Below are 25,971 nucleotides of genomic sequence, written 5' to 3' on the forward strand. Positions count from 1 at the left end.
GCTTATCGCGCCGACAGGAAGCCGACGAACAGGCCGACCGCCGCGGCCACCCCGAGCGCGCGTAGCGGCCGCTCCTGGATCTCCTGCGCGATGATGCGCTGCAGATCGGTCACCTGTTCCTTGGCGACGTCGGCCATCCTGTCGGTGTCGACGCCCACGGCGCGGAGCTTTTCGGTGACCGTTGCCGCCAGATCCTCGGCGCTGCGCGTCAGACTGGCTTCGAGCTCGCTCGTCTCGCGCTTGACGCGGCGGCTGGCTTTCTGCGCGGAGGCCTGGGCATCAGCAGCGATATCCTCAGCGCCTGCGACGGCTTCGTCCTTGGCGCGTTTGACCGCCGAGGCCGCCTGGCGCTTCGCGGAAGTGGTGCTGGCCATGTCTGATGTCCCCCTCTCGATACTGTAAATGGATGGGTGCGCTCCGAATGACTCCGGAGCTTGGTGACCTAACGCACGCATGGCGCGCGGGTTCCTTGTAGCCGACTAGAGCCGTTTCCGATCCGGTTGGATCGTTCAACCGCTCTCGCCCCTTGCCTTAACGTGTTTTCCTCATGCGAACCGGTGGCCACTTCGCTCGAAAACGCTCTAGCCGATACCCGCCACTCGCTGCTGGGTGGGCTCTTCCTGGGGCGTGTCCTGAGGTGTGGCCTCGGCCTGCTGCGCCTTGCGATATGCGGCAAATTCCTCCTGCGCCACCATGGCCACCAGCAGGATCGGAGTCGAGAGCACGGCACCGACCGGCCCCCACAGCCAAAGCCAGAAGATGAAGCCGATGAAGACCAGGAATGGCGAGACGGTGAGCCGGCGCCCAACGAAAACCGGAGTCACGACATTGCCTTCGATCAGATGCAGCACGAAATACGCCGCTGCCGGCCAGATCGCGGCGAGGAGAGACGGCGCGTCCAGCAGAGCCCCAGCAAGCAGCAGCACGGTGACGATGATCGGCCCGATGAAGGCGAGATAGTTCAGCAGGAAGGCGAGCGCGCCCCAGAATACGGGGAATGGCAACCCTGCGAGCGTAGCGATCGCCAGGGTCATCACGCCCATGCCGAGATTGATCAGCGTCACCAGTCCGAAATAGCGCGCGACCCGCGTCTCGATTTCCTGGAAGAAGGCGCCGGCGGATTTCCGCGCGCCGCGCCCGAGGCAAAGCCGCAGCGCGCGCGCCTTGAGATGGCGCCGCGTCGCCAGCCAGAAATACACTGTCGCGACGAAGATCAGCAGGCCGCCCGCCGCTGTCGAAGACGACACCGCGATATCGAGCAGCGGATTGCCTTGAGAGACGTTGAGTTCCGCCCCGCTCTTGCCGGTCAGCGTGGCGGCGGCCCGCTTAAATTCGTCCATGAAGACGAAGACGCCGGCGAGCTTGGCCTGCAGCGCCGCCATCATTGCGGGCGCCCGGTCGCTCCAGCCGGCGATCGGCACGGCGAGCAGGGTGATCGCGAAGAGAATCAGGCTGAGCCCGAGCAGGACCACTATGGCTGCGGCCAGATGCTGCGGCACGCCGCGGCGCACCAGCCAGTCGACCAGCGGTCCCAGGACCAGGCCGAAGATGACGCCCGCCGTCACCGGCAGGGCGATGACCTTGATCAGATAGAGCGTCGTGGTCGCCAAGATAACGAAGATGCCGATAATGGCATAGCGGACGATGAGGTCATGCTCATAGGGCGTGACGTCGTCCTGGGTCTCCTCGATCTCGGGTTCCGCCATATAGCGCGGAAACGGTCTCCAGGCGGACGAGCTGAGCATGTGACGATATCCAACGCGCAAAGCGCGCCCCCCGGCGCGTCAGATCTATAACGCGGCACTGGCAGGCAAGGTTCCTGCGGTTCAAGTTCCTGCGGTCCAAGTTTCTGGAGTCCAAGTTTCTGGAGTCCAGCTTTCCGGGGTCGAGCGTCGGCGCCTCAATGCGCCTCGTCCCAGTTGCTGGCGGCCCGCGCATCGACCTGCAAGGGCACGCGCAATTGCACGGCCGGGTGCGGTGCATCCACCATCACCTGGCGGACCACCGGCAATGTCGCCTCGACCTGGGCTTCGGGCACCTCGAAGACGAGTTCGTCATGCACCTGCAGCAGCATGCGGGCGTCGAGCCTGGCGGCAGCGAGCGCGCCCTCCATCCGGATCATGGCCCGGCGGATGATGTCGGCGGCCGAGCCCTGGATCGGCGCGTTGATTGCCTGGCGCTCGACGAAGGCGCGCTCGGAGGGGTTCTTCGAGGCGACAGCCGGGAAATGGCAGACCCGGCCGAAGATCGTCGTGACATGGCCGTTGGCCCGCACGAAGGTCTTGGTCTGGTCCATATAGTCGCGGATGCCCGGGAACCGTTCGAAATATTTCCGGATATAGGCGCCGGCCTCCTCGCGGCTGATGGCGAGCTGGTTGGCGAGGCCGAAGGCCGAAATGCCGTAGATGATGCCGAAATTGATCGCCTTGGCGCGGCGACGCACCTCGCTCGGCATGCCCTGGACCGGCACGCCGAACATTTCCGAGGCCGTCATCGCATGGATGTCGATGCCGTCGGCAAAGGCCTGCCGGAGCTGCGGGATGTCGGCGATATGGGCGAGCAGGCGCAGTTCGATCTGGCTGTAATCGGCCGAGATCAGCTTGTGGCCCTTTTCGGCGACGAAGGCGGTCCTGATCTTGCGGCCGGCCTCGGTGCGGATCGGGATGTTCTGCAGATTGGGCTCGGAGGAGGAGAGGCGGCCCGTCGTCGTCGCCGCCAGCGCATAGGAGGTGTGCACCCGGTTGGTCTGGGGGTGCAGATAGGTCGGCAGCGAGTCGGTATAGGTCGATTTCAGCTTGGCGAGCTGGCGCCATTCCAGGATCTTCGAAGGCAGCGGATGGCCCTGCTCGGCGAGCTCCTCGAGCACGCCGGCTCCGGTCGCCCATTGCCCGGTCGCGGTCTTCTTGGCGCCGGAAAGTCCCATCTTGCCGAACAGGATGTCGCCGAGTTGTTTTGGGCTGCCGATCAGGAATTTCTCGCCGGCCACCTCGTAGATCTCGTCTTCCAGCCGGGCCAGCGATTGCGCGAATTCGCCCGAGAGCCGCGACAGGATCTGCCGGTCGATGGCGATGCCGCGCTGCTCCATCCGGGCGAGCACGGCGATCAGCGGCCGCTCCAGCGTCTCATAGACGGTGGTCTTGCCTTCGGCCGCGAGCCTGGGCTTGAGCGCGCGCCAGAGCCGCAGCGTCACATCGGCATCCTCGGCGGCGTAATCCGTCGCCTTGTCGAGCGCGATCTTGTCGAAGGTCACTTGCGCCTTGCCAGTGCCCGCGACTTGCGAGAACGGGATCGTCTCATGGCCGAGATGCAGCTCGGAGAGCCGGTCCATGCCGTGATTGTTGTTGCCGGCGTCGAGCGCATAGGAAATCAGCATGGTGTCCTCGATCGGGGCGACGGTAAGCCCGTGCCGTTCGAGAATCAGCAGGTCGTATTTCAGGTTCTGGCCGATCTTCAGGACGCCTGGATCGACCAGCAGCGGTTTGAGCGCCGCCACCGCCTGGTCGAGCGGAATCTGGCCCTCGACCATGCCGCTGCCGAACAGATCGGTGCCGCCGCGATGCTGCAGCGGGATGTAGCAGGCGCGCCCAGGTGCGACGGCAAGCGAGATGCCGACAAGGTCGGCCTGCATCGCGTCGAGCGAATTGGTCTCGGTGTCGAGCGCGACATGGCCGGCCTCATAGGCCCATCCGATCCAGCGTTCGAGATCGGCGAGCGTGCGCACGCATTCATAAGCCGTGCGGTCGATCTTTCCGGCGATCGCCTCGTTCTTGCGGGCCACTGCGAGGTCGGACGGCTTCATCCAGCCGTCGCCGGTCGATGGCTGTGCGCTGGCGGGTTCGGCGCCGGCGTCAGAGGCCGCAGCGGGCGCCGCAAAGCCGCCCTCGCCCGCATCCGCGCCGACATAGAGCGCCTTCAATTCTGCCGCGCGCGCGCCGCCTGGCGCCAGCGCCTCGTCGGCGTCGATCGCCGCGACATCGGCCCCATAGGCCTCGGCGACGCGCTTGGTGATGGTGGTGAACTCCATCGCCTTGAGGAAGGCGACGAGCCTGGCGGGATCGGGGTCGGCCAGCGTCAGATGCGAGAGCGGCGTCTCGACCTTCACGTCGTCGACCAGCGTCACGAGCTTGTGCGAGATGCGCACCTTCTCGATCACCTCGGGATTGGTCAGGGTCTCCCGGCGCTTGGGCTGCTTGATCTCGCCGGCCCGTGCCAGCAGTGTCTCCAGGTCGCCATATTCGCCGATGAGCTGGGCCGCCGTCTTGATGCCGATGCCGGGAGCGCCGGGCACATTGTCGGTCGCATCGCCGGCCAGCGCCTGCACATCCACCACTCTGTTCGGCATCACGCCGAAATACTCGACCACTTCGGGCTCGCCGATCCGACGTTCGGCCCGGAAGCCGGCGCCCTTCTTGGCGTCGCCTGAGGCCGGGTCGTACATCGCAACGCCCGGCCCCACGAGCTGCATCAGATCCTTGTCGGCCGAGACGATCAGCACGTCTGCACCCGCCTCGCGCGCCTGTCTGGCATAGGTCGCGATCAGGTCGTCTGCCTCGTAGACATCCTGCTCGACCGGGATCAGCCCGAAGGCGCGTACCGCCTCGCGCATCAGCGGGAATTGCGGGATCAGATCGGCCGGCGGTTCTGAGCGGTTGCCCTTATAGGCGGGGTAGAGCGCCTTGCGGAACGAGTTCTCGGTCTTGTCGAAGACGATGGCGAGATGGGTCGGCTTCACCCCGAGCACGCCGTCCTTGACGAACTGGAACATTTTGGTCGCGAAAAGCCGAACCGCGCCGGAGGGCAGGCCGTCGGAGCGCGCATTGTATTTCCGGTCCTGATTGATCGACTGGAAATAGGCGCGGAAGATGAAGTTCGAGCCGTCGACCAGGAAGAGGTGGTCGCCGGGCTTCAGGTCGGGGGCGGTGGTCTTCGGGGCTGTCTCGCTCATGGCGCGGACCATAAGCGGCGCGCGCCGGGCGGTCCATCGGGTGCGCGCGCCGATTCGCAAGAAGCTGTCAGGAGTGGCAGCATCTTTGCAAAGAAAGGCGCGGGGAACCCTCTCCCGGAGGGAGAGGGCAGGGTGAGGGGTCGGCCGTTTGACGTTTTGGCCGTGACCTCACCGCGACTTCGCCGTTCGGCAGGTGCTTCACTGGTCGAACGGCCAGCACCTCACCCCTGCCTCTCTCACTGAACTCGGGCCTGCCCGAGTTCAGCACTCAAAATGTCGAAGTCGGGTAGACCCGGCTTCGATGCAGGAGAGGGGTTCTCCGTTGTGGTTCCGGGGCTACTTCGTGATCGTGTCGATCTCGGCCAGCTCCTCGGCCGTCAGCGCCCATTCGGCCGCCTTGACGTTGGCGGCGATCTGCTCGGGCTTGGTCGCACCCGCGATGACGCTGGAAACGACGGGCTGCGCGGCGAGCCAGGAAAAGGCGAGCTCGACCAGCGTTTTGCCGCGCGCCTCGCAAAAGGCTGTCAGCTTCTCGGTCTTCTCCCAGTTGACGTCGGTCAGAACCTCGTCGGCACGCTTCGATTCCCTGGTCATGCGCGCGCCTTCCGGCATCGGCGCGTTGCGCTTGTACTTGCCGGTCAGCAAGCCGTTCGCGAGCGGAAAATAGGGCAAAAGCCCCATGCCGAAATGGCGGGCGGCGGGAATCAGATCCTTTTCCGCGCCGCGCACCAGCAGGCTGTATTCGTCCTGGCAGGAGGCAAAGCCGTTGATGCCGAGATCGCGCGCCGTCCACTCCGCATTGGCCATCTGCCAGGCCGGCATGTTGGAGCAGCCGATATAGCGCACCTTGCCCTGGCGGATCAGGTCTTCGAGCGCCCGCAGCGTCTCGTCGATCGGCGTCAGCGGGTCGGCGCGGTGGAACTGGTAGAGGTCGAGCCAGTCGGTCTTGAGGCGCTTCAGCGAAGCCTCGACCGCCGACATGATGTAGCGTCGCGAGCCGCCCTTCATCGTGCCGGCATCGTTCATGTCCATGCCGAATTTGCTGGCGAGCACGATGTCCTTGCGCCGTGGGCCAAGAAGCTGGCCAAGCGCCGTCTCGGAGCCCCCGCGCGCGCCATAGACATCGGCCGTGTCGAACAAGGTGATGCCGTGCTCGATCGCGGCGTCGACGACCTTGCGCGCCGCCTCGTCATCGATGCGGCCGCCGAAATTGTTGCAGCCGAGGCCGACGAGCGAAACACGCAGGCCGGAGCGGCCGAGATTGCGGGTGAGCATGGCAAACGTCCTTCGTGATGAGGGACGCAAGGGACCAGAGCCGGAGCGAGCCGGCAAGCGCGCTGGGCGCAACCCGGCTCATCGTCAGTCTCGGGCTTGTCCCGAGACTCGCATGCCGGAAGCCGTCTTCAGAAAAATGCCCGGCACGAAGCCGGGCTTGATGGGTACGGTCGGGTCGAGCCCGAGCGTGACGCGGAGCTCAGGGCTTCAGGCCACTTCCTGCTTCTGCTTCTGCGAGCGCTTGCGCTCGTTGGGGTCGAGCACGCCCTTGCGCAGGCGGATCGACTTCGGCGTCACCTCGACGAGCTCGTCATCGTCGATCCAGGCCAGCGAACGCTCCAGCGTCATCCGGATCGGCGGCGTCAGGCGCACCGCCTCGTCCTTCGAGGTGGTGCGGATGTTGGTGAGCTTCTTGCCCTTGAGCACATTCACCTCGAGATCGTTCTCGCGGGTGTGCTCGCCGACGATCATGCCCTGATAGACCTTCCAGCCGGGCTCGATCATCATCGGGCCGCGATCCTCAAGGTTCCACAGCGCGTAGGCCACGGCCTCGCCGGTCTCCATCGCGATCAGAACGCCGTTGCGGCGCCCGCCGATCTCGCCCTTATAGGGCAGATAGTCGTGGAACAGCCGGTTCATGATCGCGGTGCCGCGCGTGTCGGTCAGCAATTCGCCCTGATAGCCGATCAGGCCGCGCGTCGGGGCGTGGAACACGAGCCGCAGGCGATTGCCGCCCGAGGGACGCATCTCCAGCATATCGGCCTTGCGCTCCGACATCTTCTGCACGACGACGCCGGAATGCTCCTCGTCGACGTCGATGATGACCTCCTCGATCGGCTCCAGCAGCTGGCCGGCCTCGTCGCGCTTCAGCACGACGCGCGGGCGCGAGACGCCGAGCTCGAAACCCTCGCGACGCATCTGCTCGATCAGGATGGCGAGCTGCAATTCGCCGCGGCCGGAGACGATGTAGCTGTCCTTGTCGGCAGCTTCCTCGATCTTCAGCGCGACATTGCCCTCGGCCTCCTTGAACAGGCGGTCGCGGATGACGCGGGTGGTGACTTTGTCACCCTCGGTGCCGGCGAGCGGGGAATCATTGACCATGAAGGTCATCGACACGGTCGGCGGATCGATCGGCTGCGCCTTGATCGCGGTCTCGACTGAGGGATCGCAGAAGGTGTCGGCGACCGAGCCCTTCACGAGGCCGGCGATGGAGACGATATCGCCCGGGATGGCTTCCTCGATCGGCGTGCGCTCGAGACCACGGAAGGCGAGGATCTTGGTGATGCGGCCGCTTTCGACCAGCGAGCCGTCGCCCGACAGCACCTTGATCATCTGGTTCGGCTTGGCCGAGCCCGAGACGACGCGGCCGGTGATGATGCGGCCGAGATAGGGGTTGGCTTCGAGCAGCGTGCCGAGCATGCGGAACGGGCCTTCCTCGATGCGCGGCTCCGGCACATGGCTGAGGATGAGGTCGTACATCGGGGCGAGGCCCTGATCCTGCGGGCCGGCGGGATCATGCGCCATCCAGCCCTGCTTGCCCGAACCGTAGAGGATCGGGAAGTCGAGCTGCTCGTCGCTGGCGTCGAGCGCCGCAAACAGGTCGAAGACCTCATTGATGACTTCGGTGACGCGGGCGTCGGGCTTGTCGACCTTGTTGATCGCCACGATCGGGCGCAGGCCGAGCTTCAAAGCCTTGGAGACCACGAACTTGGTCTGCGGCATCGGACCCTCGGCCGCATCGACCAGCACGATGGCCGAGTCGACCATGTTCAGGATGCGCTCGACCTCGCCGCCGAAATCGGCGTGGCCTGGGGTGTCGACGATGTTGATGCGCGTATCCTTCCAGACGACCGAGGTCGCCTTGGCCAGGATGGTGATGCCGCGCTCCTTCTCGAGCTCGTTGGAGTCCATCACGCGCTCGATCACGCGCTGGTTGTCACGGTAGGTGCCCGACTGCTGCAGCAACTTGTCGACAAGCGTGGTTTTGCCGTGGTCGACGTGGGCGATAATGGCGATATTGCGCATGGACATGCGGGTAAGGGCCTTGTTTCAAGACCGCAAGCCGGCCAGGTCAAAGCCCTGCCGGCGCAGCCCGTTCATGAGGAAACTGGAATTCGCTGCGCTGCACATAAACGCTGAAGGCCGTTTGGGCAACCTTTGCTCACGCGCAAGAGCAGGATGCGAAAAAGTGGGAACCGGTTTTCGGCCTGACGCCGTAGGGCGGTGCGCTACGCATCGACCAGCGCCAGGCGCCGCTCCGCGACCGCGCGCCCGACCTGATCCATCACCAGCCGGTAGGCGGCCAGCCCCGAACCGTCGAGGTCGCCCTTGGCGAAATCGCTGAGCACGCGCGTCAGGATCGAGTCGGCCTCGTGGTCGAGCCGCGCCAGTTCGATCTCGTCGGAACAGGTGCGGATCACCGGCAGCAGCGCCAGCAATTCGTCGAGCCCCGACATCGCCCTGCGGCGGCGCGCCGCGCTTTCCTGGCCCAGAATCGCGGCGCCGCCGGTGCCCAGCATGGAGAGGCCCATCACGCCGAGATAGAACCAATCGCCATAGCGCTCGAAGAAGGTCTCCTGCTCGCCGTCGATATAGGCGGCCGCGCCGGAATGGACCGAGAGCGGTGCATCCTTGTCGGTGGAGGGCGCCTCCAGTCCCTGGATCGAGGGCAACTCGGCTGCAAGTGTCAATCGCAGCGCCAGCAGTTCCTTGACCACCTGGCCGACGAGAGTGTCGTCGAGATTCTGCGAGGCCATCAGGCGCGAGGTGACGGAGATCGTCGGCAGGTTCTCGGAAGGGCGGGGCGGATCGCCGCCGAGCGCGCCGCGCACGATCTCTCCGGTCTCGATCGAGCGGTAGCGCGCCTTGATCGCCTCGGCCTCGCGGATCGGGATCAGCACGGGATCCTCGCCCCAGGCGGAGCGGAGGCGGTTGATGCCGTCATTATTCGCCAGCGAGCCGACGGCATTGATCGAGAAGAAGGCGTCGATGCGTCCTTCCCTGGCGAAGGGAACGAGATCGTCGGGGGCCAGCCCGACGATCTCGACCTCGCTGGGTCTGACTTCGTATTGTGCCAGGACGCGCTGGAGGAGCACTATATTCCCGGCCGGATTGCGCGGGACGCCGATCCTGCGGCCGCGCAGATCGGCGATCCGCCCGATTCCGCTTGCCTTGGTGGTGATGATGAAGGGGAAGGAGCGACGCGTGATCAGGGCTGTATCGCCTTGGGCGGGCAGCGCGATGTCGGGGCGCACGATCGCGAGATCGGCCAGGCCGTCATCGAGCTTCTTGGCGCTTTCCTCCGAGCCTTCGGTCAGCACGAGCCGGATGCGAAGGGACGATTTCTCGCGGTTGAGCCCCTGGACGAAGCCAGCCGCCATGCGCGCATCCTCCGAGCCCAGCGGTCCAACAGCCAGGCGCAGTGTCTTGGGCTGGCTGACGAAGTAGAAAACGGACGCCGTGACGCCAAAGACCGCCAGTAACCCCGCCAGAGCCGTAAAGCCGCGCCGCCCCATCCTCAATCGATCCGCCCCATTCCGTTGCGTCCATGCAGGATGCTCTCACGGGCGATCATGTCGCAAGTGCGGCGGCGCCCCGGATCGTGCTAGAGCGAGCCCATGAACGACCATAACGATAGATTTGCCGTGAAGATCTGCGGGCTCTCGACGCCGGAGACGCTGGCTGTCGCGCTCGACGCCGGCGCCGACATGATCGGCCTCAACTTCCACCCCAAAAGCCCACGCTTCGTCACGATCGAGCAGGCGACAGCGCTGGCCGCCATGGCCCGGGGGCGGGCGGAGATCGTGGCCCTGATCGTCGATTGGGATGAGACGCAGGCCATGAGCCTGGTCGAAGCGGTGAAACCGGACTGGCTGCAGCTGCATGGCCGGGAGACGCCGGAGCAGCTGCGCGCCCTCAAGGCCGCGACCGGTCTGCCCGTGATGAAGGCGCTGGGTATCGAGGGCACGGAGGATCTTGCGGCGGTCGAAGCTCATCGCCGCGTCGCCGACCGCATCCTGCTCGACGCCAAGCCGCCCAAGGATGCCGCCTATCCCGGCGGTCATGGCCGGCCCTTCGACTGGAGCCTGCTTGCCGAACTCGACCCCGGCTTGCGCTTCATGTTATCGGGCGGGCTCGATCCGGCCAATGTCGCCGAGGCGATCCGCATCACGCGACCCGCCGGGGTCGATGTCTCCTCGGGCGTCGAAACCGCGCCAGGCGTCAAGGATGCCGGCCGGATCAGGGATTTCATCGCGGCGGCACGGGCCGGTGCACAGAATTTGAGACCATAGAGGCTAGCCGGACATGAACGCGCCCCATACCCCGAACACCTACCGCTCCGGCCCCGACGAGAACGGCCGCTTCGGGATGTACGGCGGCCGCTTCGTCGCCGAGACGCTGATGCCGCTGATCCTGGAGCTCGAACAGGCCTATGAGGCGGCCAAGGCCGACCCCGCCTATCATGCCGAGACGGCCTATGGTTTGAAGCATTATGTCGGCCGGCCCTCGCCGCTCTATTACGCTGAGCGCCTGACCGAGTATTTTCGCGACAAGGCAGCGGCTTCTGGCCTCTCGGGTGGCGCAAAAATCTATCTGAAGCGCGAGGAGCTGAACCATACCGGCTCGCACAAGGTCAACAATGTGCTCGGCCAGATCCTGCTGGCGCGGCGCATGGGCAAGAAGCGCATCATTGCCGAGACCGGCGCCGGTCAGCACGGCGTCGCGACCGCCACGCTCTGCGCCCGCTATGGCCTGGAATGCATCGTCTATATGGGCGCGGTCGATGTCGCGCGCCAAGCGCCCAACGTCTTTCGCATGCAGATGCTGGGCGCGACCGTCGTCCCGGTCGAGTCGGGCACCAAGACGCTCAAGGACGCGATGAACGAGGCGCTGCGCGACTGGGTCACCAATGTCGCCGACACCTTTTACTGCATCGGCACAGTCGCTGGCCCGCATCCCTATCCCGCCATGGTGCGCGATTTCCAGTCGATCATCGGCAAGGAGACGCGCGAGCAGATGCAGGAGCTGGAAGGCCGCCTGCCGGATTCGCTGATCGCCTGCATCGGCGGCGGCTCGAATGCGATGGGCCTGTTCCATCCCTTCCTCGACGATCCCAGCGTCGAGATCTATGGCGTCGAGGCGGCCGGCCACGGCATCCCGACCGGCCTTCACGCCGCCTCCTTGACCGGGGGCGCGCCGGGCGTGCTGCATGGCAACCGTACCTATCTGCTGATGGACGCGGATGGCCAGATCAAGGACGCGCATTCGATCTCGGCCGGGCTCGACTATCCCGGCATCGGCCCCGAGCATTCCTGGCTGCATGATGTCGGCCGGGTGAGCTATCTTTCGGCCACCGACGAGGAAGCGCTGGAGGCTTTCCAGCTGATCTCGAAGCTGGAGGGCATCATTCCCGCGCTGGAGTCGGCCCATGCGCTCGCGCGCGTCGCCGAGCTCGCCCCGAAGAAGCCGCAGGACCATCTGATGGTGGTCAACCTCTCCGGGCGCGGCGACAAGGATATCCCGCAAGTGGCGGAGATTCTGGCGGCGCGCTGAGCTGCACCGGACTGCTAGGAAGGAACAGATGATGAAGAAGGCGATCCTGTTCGCGGCCATGCTGGCCCTTTCGGGCCAGGCGCAGGCTCAGAACCGCGACGCGGCCCCCGCCGAAGGCGTCGTCATCCGCACCGAGGGCGAAGTCCGGGTGAAGCCGGATCTCGCGACGATCCAGGCCGGCATGGTCAGCGAAGGCAAGACCGCGGCGGAGGCCATGGCCAAGAACACGCCGGCGCTGGCGAAGCTCGTCGAGGCGGTCAAGGCGGCGGGCGTCGCGCCTGCCGATCTCTCGACCTCCCAGGTCGCGCTGACGCCGCGCCTGACGCAAGCTGCGGCATCCTCCTCGCCGCAGCCGCGGGCGCCCAGGATCGACGGCTATGAGGCGCGCACCGGCATCACCGTGATCCTGCGCGACATCGCCAAGGCCGGGCCTTTGATCGATGCGCTGGTCACGGCCGGCGCCAACGACATGTCCGGCATAAGCTTCGGCCTCGCCGACGAGGGCAAGGCCAAGGATGCTGCGCGCGCCAAGGCGGCCGAGAGCGCGCGGGCTCGTGCGGAGCTCTATGCCGGCAAGCTCGGCGTGAAGCTGGGCGAGCTCGTCTCGATCGTCGAGGCGGAAGCCGAGCCTCCCTCCAGGCCGATGGGCGATGTGCGGGCTTATCGCATGGCGGCGGGCGCCGCGCCGATCCAGGTCGAGCCGGGTGAGATCACGGTCAGTGCCGCGCTGCGCACCGTCTGGCGCATCGAGAAGTAAGGTCTTTCCAGGGCGAGAACGCCGCCATTCCGGACGGACGGCGAGGCCGCGCAGTTCCGGAATGACAGCGGTTGCGTATGCCGGCCCGCTTTTCCAGCCAGGGAAATGCATGCTATTTCAGGCCGCATGAGCATCCGTATCGTCCGTCTCGGCACGCCCCGCCTTCCCGATGAGGGCACGCGGATCGGCACCGTGCGCCGACCGCCGCGCGGCGTCCGCAAGGAGCGCTATGCGGCCGATGACTGGTTCGACGTCTGGTTTCCGGAGCTTTCACCCAGTCCCGAACTGGTGAAATCGGCACTGAACGCAGAGAGCGAGGCGGAATGGCAGGGCTTCGTCCGCGCCTTCCGCGCCGAAATGGAGGAGCCGGCGCCGCGCCGCACGCTCGATCTGCTCGCCTCGCTCTCCCATAGCGGACGCTTCTCGGTCGGCTGCTATTGCGAGCAGGAAGCGCGCTGCCATCGCTCCGTCCTGCGCCAACTCCTCGCCGATCGTGGCGCTTCGATTGCTTGAGGTCTTCAGGCTCGGCCGGCGCATCCCCTCTCGCCAGCCCGCGCCTGTCATGCTAACCGCAGGCCCATGACAATGACCGGCATGACCCGCATCCAGACCCGTTTCGCCGCTTGCGCCGCCGAAGGGCGCGCCGCGCTGGTGACCTTTGTCACCGCTGGCGACCCGGATTTCGAGACCGCGAGCGCGATCCTCCATGCGCTGCCCGAGGCAGGCGCTGACATCATTGAGCTCGGCGTGCCCTTCACCGATCCGATGGCCGATGGCATCCCGGTCCAGCTTGCGGGGCAGCGCGCGCTCAAGGCCGGCCAGACCTTGAAGAAGACGCTCGCCATGGTCGAGGCGTTCCGCGCGGCTGAACATGACACGCCGATCGTGCTGATGGGCTACTACAACCCGATCTACGTCTATGGCGTCGAGCGCTTCCTGAGCGATGCGAAGGCGGCCGGCGTCGATGGTCTGATCGTGGTCGATCTGCCGCCCGAGGAGGATGCCGAGCTCTGCCTGCCGGCGCTGGCTGCGGGGGTCAACTTCATCCGCCTCGCCACCCCGACGACGGACGACAAGCGCCTGCCGAAAGTGCTGCAGAATACCTCCGGCTTCGTCTATTATGTTTCGATGACGGGCGTCACTGGCGGCTCCATCGCCAATTACGACGCGGTCGGAGAAGCCGTCGCGCGGATCAAGCGCCATACCGACCTGCCGGTGGCCGTCGGTTTCGGCGTCAAGACGGCGGCTGATGCGGCCGCGATCGCCAAGGGCGCGGATGGCGTCGTCGTCGGCTCGTCGTTGGTCGAACGCGTCAGGCTTTCGTTGGATGCTCAGGGCAAAGCCACGGAAAAGACGGTTTCAGCTGTCACCTCGCTCGTCGCCGAGCTCGCAGCCGGCGTCCGCTCGGCCGCCAGGGCCGCCGCCTGACCCTGCCAGTACAGTTGAGGACCAATCCATGAACTGGATTTCCGAAGTCGTTCGGCCGCGGATCAAGACGCTGTTCAAGCGCGAGAGCCCGGAGAATCTCTGGATCAAATGCCCGGATTCCGGACAGATGGTCTTCCACAAGGATGTCGAGGCCAATGGCTTCGTCATCCCCGGCTCCGACCATCATATGCGGGTCACCGCGACCGACCGGCTGCGCCTGACCTTCGACGAGGGCAAATGGCTCGACGTCGCCCTGCCCGAGGTCGCGATCGACCCGCTGAAGTTCCGCGACGAGAAGCGCTATATCGACCGGCTGAAGGACGCCCGCGCCAAGACCGGCGCGATCGACGCCTTCAAGGTCGGTTACGGCCGCGTCCAGGGCCTGGCGATGACGCTCGCCGTGCAGGATTTCCACTTCATGGGCGGCTCGCTCGGCATGGCGGCGGGCGAGGCCTTCATCAAGGGCGCCGAGACCGCGCTCGAGAAGAAGACGCCTTATGTCGTCTTCGCCGCCTCGGGCGGCGCCCGTATGCAGGAGGGCATCCTCTCGCTCATGCAATTGCCCCGCACCACCGTGGCGGTGCGCATGCTGCGCAATGCCGGCCTGCCCTATTTCGTGGTTCTGACCAACCCGACCACGGGCGGTGTGACGGCTTCCTACGCGATGCTGGGCGACATCCATATCGCCGAGCCCGGCGCGCTGATCGGCTTCGCCGGTCCGCGCGTGATCGAGCAGACCATTCGCGAGAAACTGCCGGATGGCTTTCAGCGCGCCGAATACCTCAAGGACCATGGCATGGTCGATATGGTGGTGCACCGCCATGAGATTCCGGCGACGCTGGCAAGGCTCGGGCGGCTGCTGACGAAGCAGCCCGCGCCGGATGGCGTCATGAAGCCGCCGCTACCGGTCGCCGAGGCCGTCTGAAGACGCGCATGGGCGGGAGGCCCTGAACCGAGATGGGGTCGTCCGACACGCTGCTGGCGCGCTTCCTCGCGCTGCATCCCAAGCTGATCGATCTCTCGCTCGGGCGCATCCTGACCTTGCTGGAGCGCCTCGGCGATCCGCAGAAGCGGCTGCCGCCGGTGATCCATGTCGCCGGTACCAATGGCAAGGGCTCGACCATCGCCTTCATGCGGGCGATCCTGGAGGCTGCGGGCCTCAGCGTCCATGTCTACACCTCGCCGCATCTGGTCCGCTTCCACGAGCGCATCCGCATCGGCGCGCCCGGCGGCGGGCGTTTCGTCGACGAGGCTGTGCTGGTCGAGGCACTGGAGCGCTGCGAGCGCATCAATGCCGGCGATGCCATCACCTTCTTCGAGATCACCGCTGCGGCGGCCTTGCTGCTGTTTTCCGAGCACAAGGCGGATGTCGTGCTGCTCGAAGTCGGGCTGGGCGGCCGCTTCGATGCGACCAATGTCATCGCCCACCCCGCCTGCACGGTGGTAACGCCGGTCTCGCTCGACCATGCCGAATATCTCGGCGACACCGTGACCAAGATCGCGGCCGAGAAGGCCGGCATCTTCAAGCGCGGCGCGCCGGCGGTGATCGCGCCGCAGGAGCCTGAGCCGACGGCTGTGCTAGAGGCCACGGCCGAGCGCGTCGGCGCCTCGCGCATCCTGATAGGCGCGCAGGATTTCAACGTCCATGAGGATGGTGGACGCCTTGTCTATGAGGATGGCGACGGCCTGCTCGATCTGCCTTTGCCGCGTCTCGCGGGGCGCCACCAGCATGTGAATGCCGGCACGGCGATCGCCGCCCTGCGCGCTGCCGGCTATGGCGGCCTGCCGGCGCGGGCCTTCGAGCAGGGCATGCTGGAGGCCGACTGGCCGGCGCGGCTGCAGCGGCTGGCGCGCGGCAAGCTTGCCGAGCTCATCCCCGCCCGCGCCGAACTCTGGCTCGATGGCGGCCACAACCCCGATGGCGGGCGTGTCCTGGCCCAGGCGATGGCCGATCTCGCCGATCGCAATCCGGCCCCGCTGGTGATGATCACGGGCCTGCTCTCGACCAAGGATGCCAAGGCGACGCTCAGTCATTTCAAGGGATTGGCGCAGACGCTTTTCGCCGTACCGATCCAGAATACGCTGGCGGCGCGCCCGGCCGAGGAGGTGGCGAGCCTGGCGCGCGAGGCTGGGCTCAAGGCCGAGGTCGCAGGCTCCGTCGAGCAGGCTTTACACGAAATCGGCAGCCGGAGCTGGTCGGCGCCGCCCCGCATTCTGATCTGCGGCTCGCTCTATCTGGCGGGCGAGGTGCTCTCGGCCAATGGCACGCCGCCGGTCTGATCAAGGTAAAAGGCGCTCGTGGAGCGCGCTGCGGCGCTGGTGCGGGCCGAAAGGAGACAGCATGCGGGGCCCCGGAATGGCGAGGCTAGAGCCGTTTCGGTTTCCATTGGATCGTTCAGCAGCTCCTGCTCTTTGTTTTAACGCGTTGTCCTCACGCGAACCGGTGTCCACTTCGTTCGAAAGCGCTCTCGGTCTCCTCCTGCTTTGTGGCTTGCTCGGTGGCTGCGTCACCTCCGGCGATGGCAGGCTGTCCGAGGCGGGCGGCATCGATCGGGTCGTGGCGGGCGAGCCGGCGGTCATGCGGCAGACTTATATGACGATGGATCTGCGTTGCCGGCCGGTGAAGCGGCCGACCGCCACGCTGACGCAGCCGCCTCGACACGGCACGGTGAGGATGCTGCCCCGCAGGGGCGCGGCGACCTATGGGCCCGGCCCCTACCGGCATTGCGACGGCAAGGTCGGCCCTTCTCTCGCCTTCGAATACACCTCGGCACCCGATTATCGCGGCCACGATGCCTTCGCGGTACGGGTGCGCTATGCGGATGGAGAGCTGCGTCACGGCCATTTCGAGGTCGAGATTCGCTGAGAAGGCAGGAGAGCGCTGATGGCACATCGTTTCGGTCAGGATGGCCCGCAGATCGCGCGGATCGGCCAAGGCACCTGGAATATCGAGCTCGCGGACAAGGCGGGAGCGATCTCCGCTCTGCGGCGCGGGCTCGATCTCGGCCTGAGCCATGTCGACACCGCCGAGATGTACGGCTCGGGCCGCTCCGAGGAGATCATCGCGGAGGCGCTCGCCGGGCGGCGCGATGAGGTCTTCCTCGTCTCGAAGGTGCTGCCGCACAACGCCTCGAAAGCCGGGACGCGCAGTGCTTGCGAGCGCTCGCTCAGGCGCCTCAAGACCGATCGGCTCGACTGCTACCTGCTGCATTGGCGCGGCTCCTACCCGCTGGAGGAGACCTTCGCCGCGTTCGAGGCGCTGCGAGCGGAGGGCAAGATTCTATCCTGGGGCGTCAGCAATTTCGATGTCGACGATCTCGACGAGGCACTCGACGTGGCAGGACCAGGCCGCATTGCCTGCAATCAGGTGCTGTACCATCTGCGTGAGCGGGCGATCGAGCATGCCGTGATCCCGTGGTGCGAGCGCAACGGTGTCGCCGTCACCGCCTATAGCCCGTTCGGGCAAAACGATTTTCCGCCATCCACCAGCGCCGGCGGCAAGCTCCTGGCGGAGATCGCGGCGACGCATGGGGCGAGCGCCCGGCAGGTCGCGCTGGCTTTCCTGACGCGGCGGCCCTCGGTCTTCGCTATCCCGAAAGCGGCCAGGGTCAACCATGTCGAGGATAATGCGGGCGCGCTGTCCCTGCGCCTGAGTGAGGCCGAGATCGCCCGTATCGATGCCGCCCTGCCATGCGGGCCGAAGCCGCGTTCGCTGCCGATGTTGTAGTTGCCGGCGTCGGGGCGCGGACTTCAGCGCATGAAGCTGATACCGCGCAAAAATCCCTCGACTTCGCCGCGCCAGGAGCCGACGGCATTGATGTAGCCATGGCCGTCCCTGCCATAGGCCGGCGCGGACACAAAGCGCGCCTTTCCACCTGCGGCGGTGAAGGCCGAGTACAGGCGCTTGGCCAGGTCGGGACCGAAGAAGAGATCGTTGCTGCTGTAGAGCCAGAGTTCCGGCGTGCGGGCATAACCGCCATAGCGACCGGCTGCGGAGATCAGCGCCTCTTCCGAGCAGACATCGTTGGGGCCGCGCGAGCCGCGTCCGCCAGCGAAGTTGACCACGCCGAGCAGCCCTGAATCGCCGTGAGTTGCGGCTGCGATCGAGCCCCAGCCGCCGGCCGAGACGCCCATATAGACCAACCGGCGCGGATCTGCGTCGGGCCGGGCCCTCACGGCGCTGGCGGCGGCGCGGATATCCTGGGCGGTCGCCAGGCCGCCGCCATAATAGTCCGCGTTCTCGCAGCGGCCATAGCCCTCGGCCCAACCGCTTCCCTCGCCGCCATAGCCGCGCCGGATCGGCACGGCGACGAGCACGCCGCGCGCCACGAAGGTCTTGGCGACGGCGGCCAGCGTCGCCTCGCCGACCTTCGCGCGTGCCGAGGGGTTGCGTGGGCTGCCATGCGACAGGATCAGCACCGGAAACGGGCCTTGCCCGTCCGGGACATAGAGATGGACGGCGATCTCGCTTCCGCCGACCGAGGTTTTCAGGGTCTCGACGGCGCGGACCTCCTGCGCCGCGAAGGGTAGCAGGAGCAAGCTGAGGACAAGGAGATGACGAGCAAGGTGGCAAGGCGATCGTGACGGCATGGCAAGGTCCGGGCGGTTGGCGGGTCGCTCATGCTGCCGGCTCCTTGCGCCACCGTCAAAAGCTCACCTTGCGCACGAGGCAGGTCCATCGGGTCTGGAGGGCTCATTGCTGGATCGTGGAAACCACAATTCGTCTTTGCGCTTTACAGCTGGGCCAGCTGCGGCGTTTCCTGAAGGCAATGGCGGCGGAGCCTTGCGCCCGACAATGCCGAAAGATCCAACAGTCGCGTTTTTCGGAGTGGTGTAATGCGTCGCGTCCTCGGCATCCTGGCCGTCTTGTTCCTATCGTTTGCCGGCATCGCCACGGCTCAAGCCGGCGTCTCGGTGAAGGTCGATATCGCCGCCCAGCGCATGCAGGTCACGACGACCGATGGCGAGGTTTACAACTGGGCGATCTCCTCGGGCCGCAAGGGCTTCCGCTCGCCCAACGGCGTCTACCGGCCGACCCGGCTGGAGAAGAACTGGTATTCGCGGAAATATGGCGGGGCCATGCCCTATGCGGTGTTCTTCCGTGGCGGTTACGCGATCCATGGCACCAATGCCGTCGGCGCGCTCGGTCGCCCGGCCTCGCATGGCTGCATCCGCCTTCATACGGCCAATGCCGCGAAGTTCTTCGCGCTGGTCAAGAAGCATGGCGCCGGCCAGACGCGTATTGCGCTGAACGGCGCGGCCGATGACGGGCTCTCGCAATTCGCCAAGGCGTCGGGCGGCGCCAAGTCCAAGCTCGCCAAGGCGAAGGCCAGGGAGCGCGCCGCCGTCGCACAGAGCCGCAAGGCCCCGAGCTGGAACGCCGCCCGCGAGCAGATCTTCCTGCGCCCGGCGCTGCCGGTGGATGCTTTTGGCTATCAGCCCTACTATCCCAACCAGCGCTGGCGCTGAGCGGCTAGAGCATTGCGCGAAAAAGTGGGTACCGGTTTTTCGCAAGAGCAATGCTCTATATTTTTAGAAGCGATCACGTTTTTCGCATTCGGACATACCCGTCCGAATGCGACGTGATCTTGCGCCCGGCTGCCGGCTCACAGCGTCTCCGGCACGATCCGCAGCCAGCCTTCCAGCGTCTCGCCCGGCTGAAGCCGCGTCAGCGGCGAGACGGCGCGTGCTGCCGCTTCGCTCGGTGAGCCGATCGCGTGGCTTTGCGGCTCGACGCAGAGGAAATCCGCACCGAGCGGGGCCCAGACCACCGGGAAGCTGAAATTCTCGCTGGCGGTCAGCGTGATCGCGAGACCCGTCGAGGGCGTCTCGATGCGCGCCACGCCATTCCAACCGAGCAAGCTCCAGGCGGTCTCGTGCTCCCTCGCGAAAACCGGCTTGTCCGCATAGGGGCCGCCATCGCTGAACAGAGCCGAGCCCGTTGCGCGAAAAGCCTCACCGAAGACGAGCGCGCCCGTTGCGGTCATACCCAGCCGCGTATCGGGTGCGCAGGGAAACCAGGGATGATGGCCGATTCCGTAAGGTAGTGCCGTATCGGCCTCGTTGGTGACGGCCATCGTTATGGTCATACCGGCGTCGTCGAGCGCGATGTCCTGCGTCGCACGGTAGCGATAGGGATCTGGGCCTTCCGTCCGGCGGTGCTCCAGCACGGTATGGCCTTGGGTCTTTCCTACGACATTCCAGGCCGATTGCCGGCCGAAACCGTGGATGTTGCCGCTGCGGTCATTGGCCGGGACAGTGAAGGCGCGCTCGCCATCATCGACCAGGCAATCGAAGGCGCGGTTGGCGAAGGGCACCATCGCCCATGTGCCGAACATGTTGGAATGTGCGGTCGTGGGCACCGCCCCGTCGGGTGCATGCAACAGCTTGTGTCGTTGTCCGTCCGGAGCGCGCCATTCAAGCGCCGTGACAATCCCGCCGATCTCGGGGGCGATCCGGGCGGTAAAGGGGCCGGTCGACAGTTCCAGCATCGCGGTCTCGCTTGGGTTCATTTGACCACTTGGGTTCATTTGATCAACGGCTGCAGCATCGCCTGCATCGCGCGCATTTTCGGCAGAAAGGCCTCGGCCATCGCTTCGGCGGAGTTGCGCTGCGCCTGACCCGACAGGTTGAAGGCCGCAACGACCTCGCCGCGCGCATTGACGAGCGGCATCGCCAGCGAGACCAGGCCGAGTTCGAGCTCCTGGTCGACGAGGCAATAGCCCTGCGCCTGCGCCCGCGCCAGGATCGGCATCAGTTGCGCGATCTCGGTGACCGTGCGTGGCGTAAGCGCGCGCGGCTTGCCTGCGAGAATGCGCGCCTGCGCCTCCTCTGGCGGCAGGGCCGCCAACAGCACGCGGCCCATCGAGGAGCAGAAGGCCGGCAGCCGGCTGCCGACGGAGAGGCCCACCGACATGATCCGCCTTTGTGCGGAGCGGGCGATGTAGACGATCTCATGCCCGTCGAGCAGCGAGGCGGATGAGGATTCGTGGGTTTCTTCGGAGAGCCGCTCCAGGAACGGTTGAACCAGCTGCGGTAGCGCCGTCGAGGCGAGCCAGGCATAGCCGAGACGCAGCACACGTGGCGTCAAGCGGAAGAACTTGCCGTCGAACTCCGCGTAGCCGATCTTCGTCAGCGTCAGCAGGCAGCGCCGCGCGGCAGCGCGGGACAGATCGGTCGCTCGGGCGACATCGGCGATGGTGAGCTTGTCATGGATCGCGTCGAAACATTCGATCACCGCCAGCCCCTTTTCCAGGGCAGCCATATGGTCGCGGTCCGGTGCTGTACTCGTCATGCTTGGCTCGCCATGCTTGACCGTCTTTGTTGCGCGCCGTAAAGTGCGATTATCAAAACGTTGTGCGATTAACGCACATAATGAGGAGATGTCAAGGTGGCTGAATTCGTCTCCCTTGCCCAAGGGGTCGAGGCGGTCCTGAGCGATGGCTGCTCCGTCGCGATGGAAGGTTTCACCCATCTGATCCCGCATGCGGCGGGCCATGAGGCGATCCGCCAGACCCGCAAGCGCCTGACCCTGATCCGCATGACGCCGGATCTGGTCTATGATCAGATGATCGGGATGGGCTGCGCCGAGAAGCTCGTCTTCTCCTGGGGTGGCAATCCCGGCGTCGGCTCGCTGCACCGCTTCCGCGACGCGGTCGAGAATGGCTGGCCACACAAGCTCGATATCGAGGAGCACAGCCACGCAGCCATGGCCAACGCCTATGAGGCGGGCGCCGCGAACCTGCCCTTCGCTGTCTTCCGCGGCTACAAGGGCGTCGACCTGCCCAAGGTCAATCCGAAGATCAAATCCGTGACCTGCCCCTATACAGGGGAGGTGCTGGCGACGGTGCCGGCGATCCGCCCCGATGCCGCGATCATCCATGCGCTCAAGGCCGATCGCGAGGGCAATGTCCTGCTGGAGGGCATCGTCGGCGTGCAGAAGGAAGCGGTGCTGGCAGCAAAGCGCTCGCTCGTCACGGTCGAGGAGATCGTCGATGATTTTGGCCCGCGCAATGCCAATGCCGTGATCCTGCCGGCCTGGACGGTGACCGCGATCGCCCATGTCCCGGGTGGTGCTTACCCCTCCTACGCGCAGGGCTACTACAAGCGCGCCAACGATTTCTACATCGCCTGGGACAAGATCGCCCGTGAGCGTGAGACGTTTTTGGCCTGGATCAAGGCGAATGTGCTGGAAAAGGGGCCTGATGCCTTCGCACAGCATGCCCGCCCGTCCCGGCAGGCAGCGTGAGGGATCATGATGACCGCGACCCCCACCGAGATGATGACGATCGCCGCCGCCCGGCTGCTGACGAATGAGGATGTCTGCTTCGTCGGCATTGGTGCGCCCTCGGCCGCCTGCAACCTCGCGCGTTTGACCCATGCGCCGAAAATCACGCTGATCTACGAATCCGGCACGCTCTCGACGCGGCCGACCGTGCTGCCGCTCTCGATCGGCGATGGCGAGCTCTGTGATACCGCGCTGACCACCGTCTCGGTGCCGGAGATGTTCCGCTACTGGCTGCAGGGCGGACGCATCACCATCGGTTTCCTTGGCGGCGCGCAGATCGACCGTTTCGCCAATCTCAACACCACGGTCGTTGGTCCCTATGACGCGCCGAAAGTGCGTCTGCCCGGCGGCGGTGGCGCGCCTGAGATCGCGATCCATTGCGGCCAGATTTTCATCACCATGGCGATGGGCTCGCGCGCTTTCGTCGAGACGCTGCCCTTCATCACCTCCTTCGGCCATGGCACGGGCAAGGGCGACCGCGCCAAGCTCGGTCTGAAGACGCAGGGGCCGACCAAGATCATCACCGATCTCTGCGTGATGGAGCCGGATCCCGAGACCTCGGAGCTGACCGTGGTCTCGCTGCATCCGGGCGTCACGCGCGAGCAGGTTCAGGCCGGCTGCGGCTGGCCCTTGCGCTTCACGGCCGAGTTGGCGGAGACTCCCGCCGCGTCAGTGCAGGAACTGGCGGTGCTGCGCGATCTGCACATCCGCACCAAGCAAGCTCACGGAGTGGCGGCATGAGCCTGATCTATCCGCGCGAGAGCCTGAAGGCGCACCCTCTCAACGCTTCGCCCGAGTACAAATCCACTTTGAAGCGCGCCCCGGCGCAGCCCCTGATCCTGCTGCCGCACACGCTGTCGGAAACGACCGGGCCGGTCTTCGGCCATGTTGCCGTCAACGAGAGCGACACCGACCTCACGCGCCAGCACGCGGGCGAGCCGCTGGGCGAGCGCATCATCGTGACCGGCCGCGTACTCGATGAGGACGGTCGGCCGGTGCCGCATACGCTGGTCGAGATCTGGCAGGCCAATGCCGCCGGGCGCTATGTCCATATCCGCGATCAGCATCCGGCCCCGCTCGATCCGAATTTCACTGGCGCGGGCCGGGCTCTGACCGATGCGCAGGGGCGCTATCGCTTCGTCACGGTCAAGCCCGGCGCCTATCCCTGGCGCAACCATCACAATGCCTGGCGGCCGGCCCATATCCATTTCTCGCTATTCGGGCCGAGCTTCCTCTCGCGTGTGATCACGCAGATGTATTTTCCCGGGGATCCGCTGTTCAAATACGATCCGATCTTCCAGTCGATCACCGATGAGCGGGCTCGCGACCGGCTGGTCTCGCGTTTCGACATCGAGACCACCGAGCCGGAATGGGCGCTTGCCTATCAGTTCGACATCGTCCTGCGCGGCCGCAATGCGACGCCGCTGGAAGAGCCCCATGACCACTGAGACCAAGGTGACCACTGAGACCAAGCCCGGGCTGACCCCATCGCAGACGATCGGCCCGTTCTTCGCCTATGCGCTGACGCCGCGCGCCTATGGCGGGCCGGAACTTGCAACCGAACAGGTCGCGGCCGAGGGCGTGGCCGGCGAGCGTATCCGCATCGAAGGCACGGTCTTCGACGGCGACGGCGTGCCCGTGAGCGACGCCATGATCGAGACTTGGCAGGCCGATCCGCAGGGGCGCTTCCATGCCGCCGGCAATGTCGGCTTCACCGGCTTCGGCCGCGCCGAGACGAATGCGGAAGGCGGTTTCTTCTTCGAGACGGTCAAGCCTGGCGCGCTGCAGGGAGCAGATGGGACCCAGCAGGCGCCCCATCTCAGCATCTCGGTCTTCGCGCGCGGCGTGCTGGTCAGGCTCGCGACCCGGATCTACTTCTCTGACGAGCCGGGCAACGCCTCCGATCCGGTTCTGGCCCTGGTGCCGGCCGGGCGGCGCGATACGCTGATTGCCCAGCGCGGCGCGGATGGTGTTTTCCGCTTCGATATCCGCTTGCAAGGCGAGGGTGAGACGGTGTTCTTCGAGGCCTGAGGCCTTCCGCGCGAAGGCGGCCCTGGGACAAGTCATGATCGTCGTTTTTGGTTCCTTGAATGTCGACCTCGTCACGCCGGTCGAGCGTCTGCCCGGTGCAGGTGAAACCGTGATCGGCCCGGGCTATGCGCTTCATCCCGGTGGCAAGGGCGCCAATCAGGCGCTGGCCGCGTGCCGCGCCGGGGCGGAGGTCGCGCTTGTGGGCGCGGTTGGGCGCGATGGTTTCGCCGAGATCGCCTTGTCGCTGCTCGCGGCGGATGGGGTCGATCTCGCCCATGTCGCGCATGTCGATGCGCCAACGGGGGCTGCCTTCATCGCGGTCGATGCGGCCGGCTCCAACCAGATCGTCGTGGCGGCCGGCGCGAATGCGTTCGCGCGCAGCGCCGTGCTGGACATCATGCCGCTGAGCGAGCGCGACGTGCTGCTGCTTCAGCGCGAAGTGCCCGAGGTGGAGTGCATCGCCGCCGCGCGGTCGATGAAGCGGGCCGGCGGGCGTGTCATCTTGAACCTCGCCCCGGCCGGTGCGCCCGCTGCGGCGCTGCTCGACTGTCTCGACGTCCTGATCGTCAACGAGCATGAGGCGCTGGTTCTGGCGCAGTCCCTGGGCTGGCCCGATGGCGAGCCCGAGGAGGTTGCCCGGCGCATCGACGCCGAGCGCGGGCTGGCCTGCGTCGTGACGCTGGGCGCGGCCGGCGTGGTCGGCTGGCAGGGCGGCGTCCGGCGCAGGCTCGCGGCGCCGCAGGTCGACGTCGTCGATACGGTTGCTGCTGGCGACAGTTTCACAGGGGCCTTTGCTGCGGCGCTTGCCGCAGCTTGCGGCTTTTCGGGCGCGCTTCAGCGCGGGCTGGCCGCTGGCTCGCTTGCCTGTACGGTGGCCGGCGCGCAGCCGAGCGTGCCACGTCGGAAGGCGATCGAGGTTCTGGTCGGCCAGGCTTTCTTTTGAGCCCCGCAGGATGCTCTGTTGAGTCTTGATGAAAGCTGGCGGGAACCCGGCGTTAAGTCTGTTCCCCGCAAAGCCGGGATCGACCCCGCAACGCGCGCAATGCGAGCGACGCTTTTCATCTTTCCGCAGGGATTGCGCCACATTCTCCATAGGTAAATTGGGGGCGGAGCCAGACATCGATGGCGCAAAGGCCGATCATATGGGCTCTCGGCATTGCCGGGTCCGTGATCTACAGCGCGCTGTCCTATAGCGAGCGGCTCGCCGACTTCACTGAGGCTAGTACGCCGCCCGTCGCGGCAGTCGCCACCGCCGGGAACCGGCCGACTGCGACGCCAAAGACCGCGCCGCAGCGTCCGACCCTGACCGTCGCCGCGGATTATCGCGGCCATTATGTCGTTCATCCGACGATCGACAATTACCACGTCAAGATGATGGTCGATACCGGCGCGAGTATGGTCGCGCTGACGGCGAGCGATGCCCGGGCGCTCGGCATCCAGCTCGGGCCCAGCGACTACAAGATGATCCTCAGCACCGCCAATGGCGTGGTCAAGGGTGCGCGCGTCAATCTGCGCGAGGTACGGCTCGGCGATATCCTGGTGCGCAATGTCGAGGCGGTCGTGCTGCCGGACGGCGCGCTCTCGATGAGCCTGCTCGGCACCTCCTTTCTCGGCAAGCTGCAGGGCTACGAGGTCCAGACCGGCAGAATGGTTCTGCGCGGCTGAACCTTCAGCGGGGTTCAGGCTGAAGCGTTT

At 66.1% G+C, this 25,971-nt stretch carries 25 protein-coding genes; 16 read left to right on the forward strand and 9 right to left on the reverse strand.

Annotated features, from left to right (window positions below; all coding sequences use genetic code 11):
* Positions 1-2: 2 nt before the first annotated feature.
* The 6 genes from BMZ97_RS19155 to BMZ97_RS19180 all read right to left on the reverse strand — a co-directional run bounded on the left by BMZ97_RS19155 (position 3) and on the right by BMZ97_RS19180 (position 9,735).
* On the reverse strand, positions 3-374 hold the full coding sequence (locus tag BMZ97_RS19155) for a DUF883 C-terminal domain-containing protein (protein ID WP_092173101.1): 372 nt from the start codon (positions 372-374) through the stop codon (positions 3-5).
* A 207-nt stretch (positions 375-581) separates the two neighbouring features.
* A complete protein-coding gene (locus BMZ97_RS19160; RefSeq protein WP_092173104.1) occupies positions 582-1,745 on the reverse strand; it encodes an AI-2E family transporter in 1,164 nt (387 codons plus the stop codon).
* 155 nt (positions 1,746-1,900) lie between these two features.
* Positions 1,901-4,945: a DNA polymerase I gene (polA, locus tag BMZ97_RS19165; protein WP_092173370.1), complete on the reverse strand. Its 3,045-nt coding sequence runs from the start codon at positions 4,943-4,945 to the stop codon at positions 1,901-1,903.
* A gap of 336 nt (positions 4,946-5,281) precedes the next feature.
* The gene (locus tag BMZ97_RS19170; protein ID WP_092173108.1) at positions 5,282-6,220 is read right to left on the reverse strand and encodes an aldo/keto reductase; all 939 of its coding nucleotides are present in this window, start codon (positions 6,218-6,220) and stop codon (positions 5,282-5,284) included.
* Positions 6,221-6,427: 207 nt separating this feature from the next.
* The gene (gene typA, locus BMZ97_RS19175) at positions 6,428-8,251 is read right to left on the reverse strand and encodes a translational GTPase TypA (RefSeq protein ID WP_092173111.1); all 1,824 of its coding nucleotides are present in this window, start codon (positions 8,249-8,251) and stop codon (positions 6,428-6,430) included.
* A gap of 197 nt (positions 8,252-8,448) precedes the next feature.
* Positions 8,449-9,735, reverse strand: coding sequence for a TAXI family TRAP transporter solute-binding subunit (locus BMZ97_RS19180; RefSeq protein WP_092173114.1), 1,287 nt, complete (start codon positions 9,733-9,735; stop codon positions 8,449-8,451).
* A gap of 102 nt (positions 9,736-9,837) precedes the next feature.
* On the opposite strand from BMZ97_RS19180, the gene BMZ97_RS19185 reads away from it, so the two are divergent.
* From BMZ97_RS19185 to BMZ97_RS19225, 9 genes are all read left to right on the forward strand, one after another.
* Complete coding sequence (locus BMZ97_RS19185; RefSeq protein WP_092173117.1) at positions 9,838-10,512, forward strand: phosphoribosylanthranilate isomerase; 675 nt, start codon at positions 9,838-9,840, stop codon at positions 10,510-10,512.
* Between the two features lie 13 nt (positions 10,513-10,525).
* The gene (gene trpB, locus BMZ97_RS19190) at positions 10,526-11,773 is read left to right on the forward strand and encodes a tryptophan synthase subunit beta (protein ID WP_092173120.1); all 1,248 of its coding nucleotides are present in this window, start codon (positions 10,526-10,528) and stop codon (positions 11,771-11,773) included.
* A 31-nt stretch (positions 11,774-11,804) separates the two neighbouring features.
* The gene (locus BMZ97_RS19195) at positions 11,805-12,530 is read left to right on the forward strand and encodes an SIMPL domain-containing protein (RefSeq protein ID WP_175525627.1); all 726 of its coding nucleotides are present in this window, start codon (positions 11,805-11,807) and stop codon (positions 12,528-12,530) included.
* Positions 12,531-12,656: 126 nt separating this feature from the next.
* Complete coding sequence (locus BMZ97_RS19200) at positions 12,657-13,043, forward strand: DUF488 domain-containing protein (protein WP_092173126.1); 387 nt, start codon at positions 12,657-12,659, stop codon at positions 13,041-13,043.
* A 72-nt stretch (positions 13,044-13,115) separates the two neighbouring features.
* The gene (trpA, locus tag BMZ97_RS19205; RefSeq protein ID WP_092173129.1) at positions 13,116-13,958 is read left to right on the forward strand and encodes a tryptophan synthase subunit alpha; all 843 of its coding nucleotides are present in this window, start codon (positions 13,116-13,118) and stop codon (positions 13,956-13,958) included.
* Between the two features lie 28 nt (positions 13,959-13,986).
* Positions 13,987-14,883, forward strand: coding sequence for an acetyl-CoA carboxylase, carboxyltransferase subunit beta (gene accD, locus BMZ97_RS19210; protein WP_092173132.1), 897 nt, complete (start codon positions 13,987-13,989; stop codon positions 14,881-14,883).
* Positions 14,884-14,915: 32 nt separating this feature from the next.
* Entirely contained in the window at positions 14,916-16,238 is a 1,323-nt protein-coding gene (locus BMZ97_RS19215; RefSeq protein WP_092173135.1) for a bifunctional folylpolyglutamate synthase/dihydrofolate synthase, read from the forward strand.
* A 163-nt stretch (positions 16,239-16,401) separates the two neighbouring features.
* Entirely contained in the window at positions 16,402-16,824 is a 423-nt protein-coding gene (locus BMZ97_RS19220; protein ID WP_139221259.1) for a hypothetical protein, read from the forward strand.
* A gap of 18 nt (positions 16,825-16,842) precedes the next feature.
* Positions 16,843-17,685: an aldo/keto reductase gene (locus BMZ97_RS19225; RefSeq protein WP_092173141.1), complete on the forward strand. Its 843-nt coding sequence runs from the start codon at positions 16,843-16,845 to the stop codon at positions 17,683-17,685.
* A 23-nt stretch (positions 17,686-17,708) separates the two neighbouring features.
* On the opposite strand, the gene BMZ97_RS19230 is transcribed toward BMZ97_RS19225, so the two are convergent.
* Positions 17,709-18,497, reverse strand: coding sequence for an alpha/beta hydrolase family protein (locus BMZ97_RS19230; protein WP_175525628.1), 789 nt, complete (start codon positions 18,495-18,497; stop codon positions 17,709-17,711).
* A gap of 297 nt (positions 18,498-18,794) precedes the next feature.
* Between BMZ97_RS19230 and BMZ97_RS19235 the strand changes: the two genes are divergently transcribed.
* Complete coding sequence (locus BMZ97_RS19235) at positions 18,795-19,427, forward strand: L,D-transpeptidase (RefSeq protein WP_092173147.1); 633 nt, start codon at positions 18,795-18,797, stop codon at positions 19,425-19,427.
* 137 nt (positions 19,428-19,564) lie between these two features.
* On the opposite strand, the gene BMZ97_RS19240 is transcribed toward BMZ97_RS19235, so the two are convergent.
* Positions 19,565-20,470 (reverse strand): aldose epimerase family protein, encoded by a 906-nt coding sequence (locus tag BMZ97_RS19240; RefSeq protein ID WP_175525629.1) that lies wholly within the window; start codon positions 20,468-20,470, stop codon positions 19,565-19,567.
* 14 nt (positions 20,471-20,484) lie between these two features.
* Entirely contained in the window at positions 20,485-21,252 is a 768-nt protein-coding gene (locus BMZ97_RS19245) for an IclR family transcriptional regulator (RefSeq protein WP_092173153.1), read from the reverse strand.
* Between the two features lie 96 nt (positions 21,253-21,348).
* Here BMZ97_RS19245 and BMZ97_RS19250 point away from each other — a divergent pair, with 96 nt between their 5' ends.
* The 6 genes from BMZ97_RS19250 to BMZ97_RS19275 all read left to right on the forward strand — a co-directional run bounded on the left by BMZ97_RS19250 (position 21,349) and on the right by BMZ97_RS19275 (position 25,941).
* Complete coding sequence (locus tag BMZ97_RS19250) at positions 21,349-22,206, forward strand: CoA transferase subunit A (protein WP_092173157.1); 858 nt, start codon at positions 21,349-21,351, stop codon at positions 22,204-22,206.
* Between the two features lie 6 nt (positions 22,207-22,212).
* A complete protein-coding gene (locus BMZ97_RS19255) occupies positions 22,213-22,986 on the forward strand; it encodes a CoA-transferase subunit beta (RefSeq protein WP_092173160.1) in 774 nt (257 codons plus the stop codon).
* Positions 22,983-23,693 (forward strand): protocatechuate 3,4-dioxygenase subunit beta, encoded by a 711-nt coding sequence (gene pcaH / locus BMZ97_RS19260; protein ID WP_092173163.1) that lies wholly within the window; start codon positions 22,983-22,985, stop codon positions 23,691-23,693. The genes BMZ97_RS19255 and pcaH overlap by 4 nt, the downstream gene beginning before the upstream one ends.
* Entirely contained in the window at positions 23,683-24,276 is a 594-nt protein-coding gene (gene pcaG / locus BMZ97_RS19265) for a protocatechuate 3,4-dioxygenase subunit alpha (RefSeq protein WP_092173166.1), read from the forward strand. Before pcaH ends, pcaG begins: the two co-directional genes overlap by 11 nt.
* A 34-nt stretch (positions 24,277-24,310) precedes the next feature.
* Positions 24,311-25,219 (forward strand): ribokinase, encoded by a 909-nt coding sequence (locus BMZ97_RS19270; RefSeq protein ID WP_175525630.1) that lies wholly within the window; start codon positions 24,311-24,313, stop codon positions 25,217-25,219.
* A 179-nt stretch (positions 25,220-25,398) separates the two neighbouring features.
* Complete coding sequence (locus BMZ97_RS19275; protein ID WP_092173169.1) at positions 25,399-25,941, forward strand: retropepsin-like aspartic protease family protein; 543 nt, start codon at positions 25,399-25,401, stop codon at positions 25,939-25,941.
* Positions 25,942-25,971: the final 30 nt, after the last annotated feature.

It is taken from the genome of Allobosea sp. OK403 (genome assembly GCF_900113835.1).
Lineage (GTDB): Bacteria > Pseudomonadota > Alphaproteobacteria > Rhizobiales > Beijerinckiaceae > Allobosea.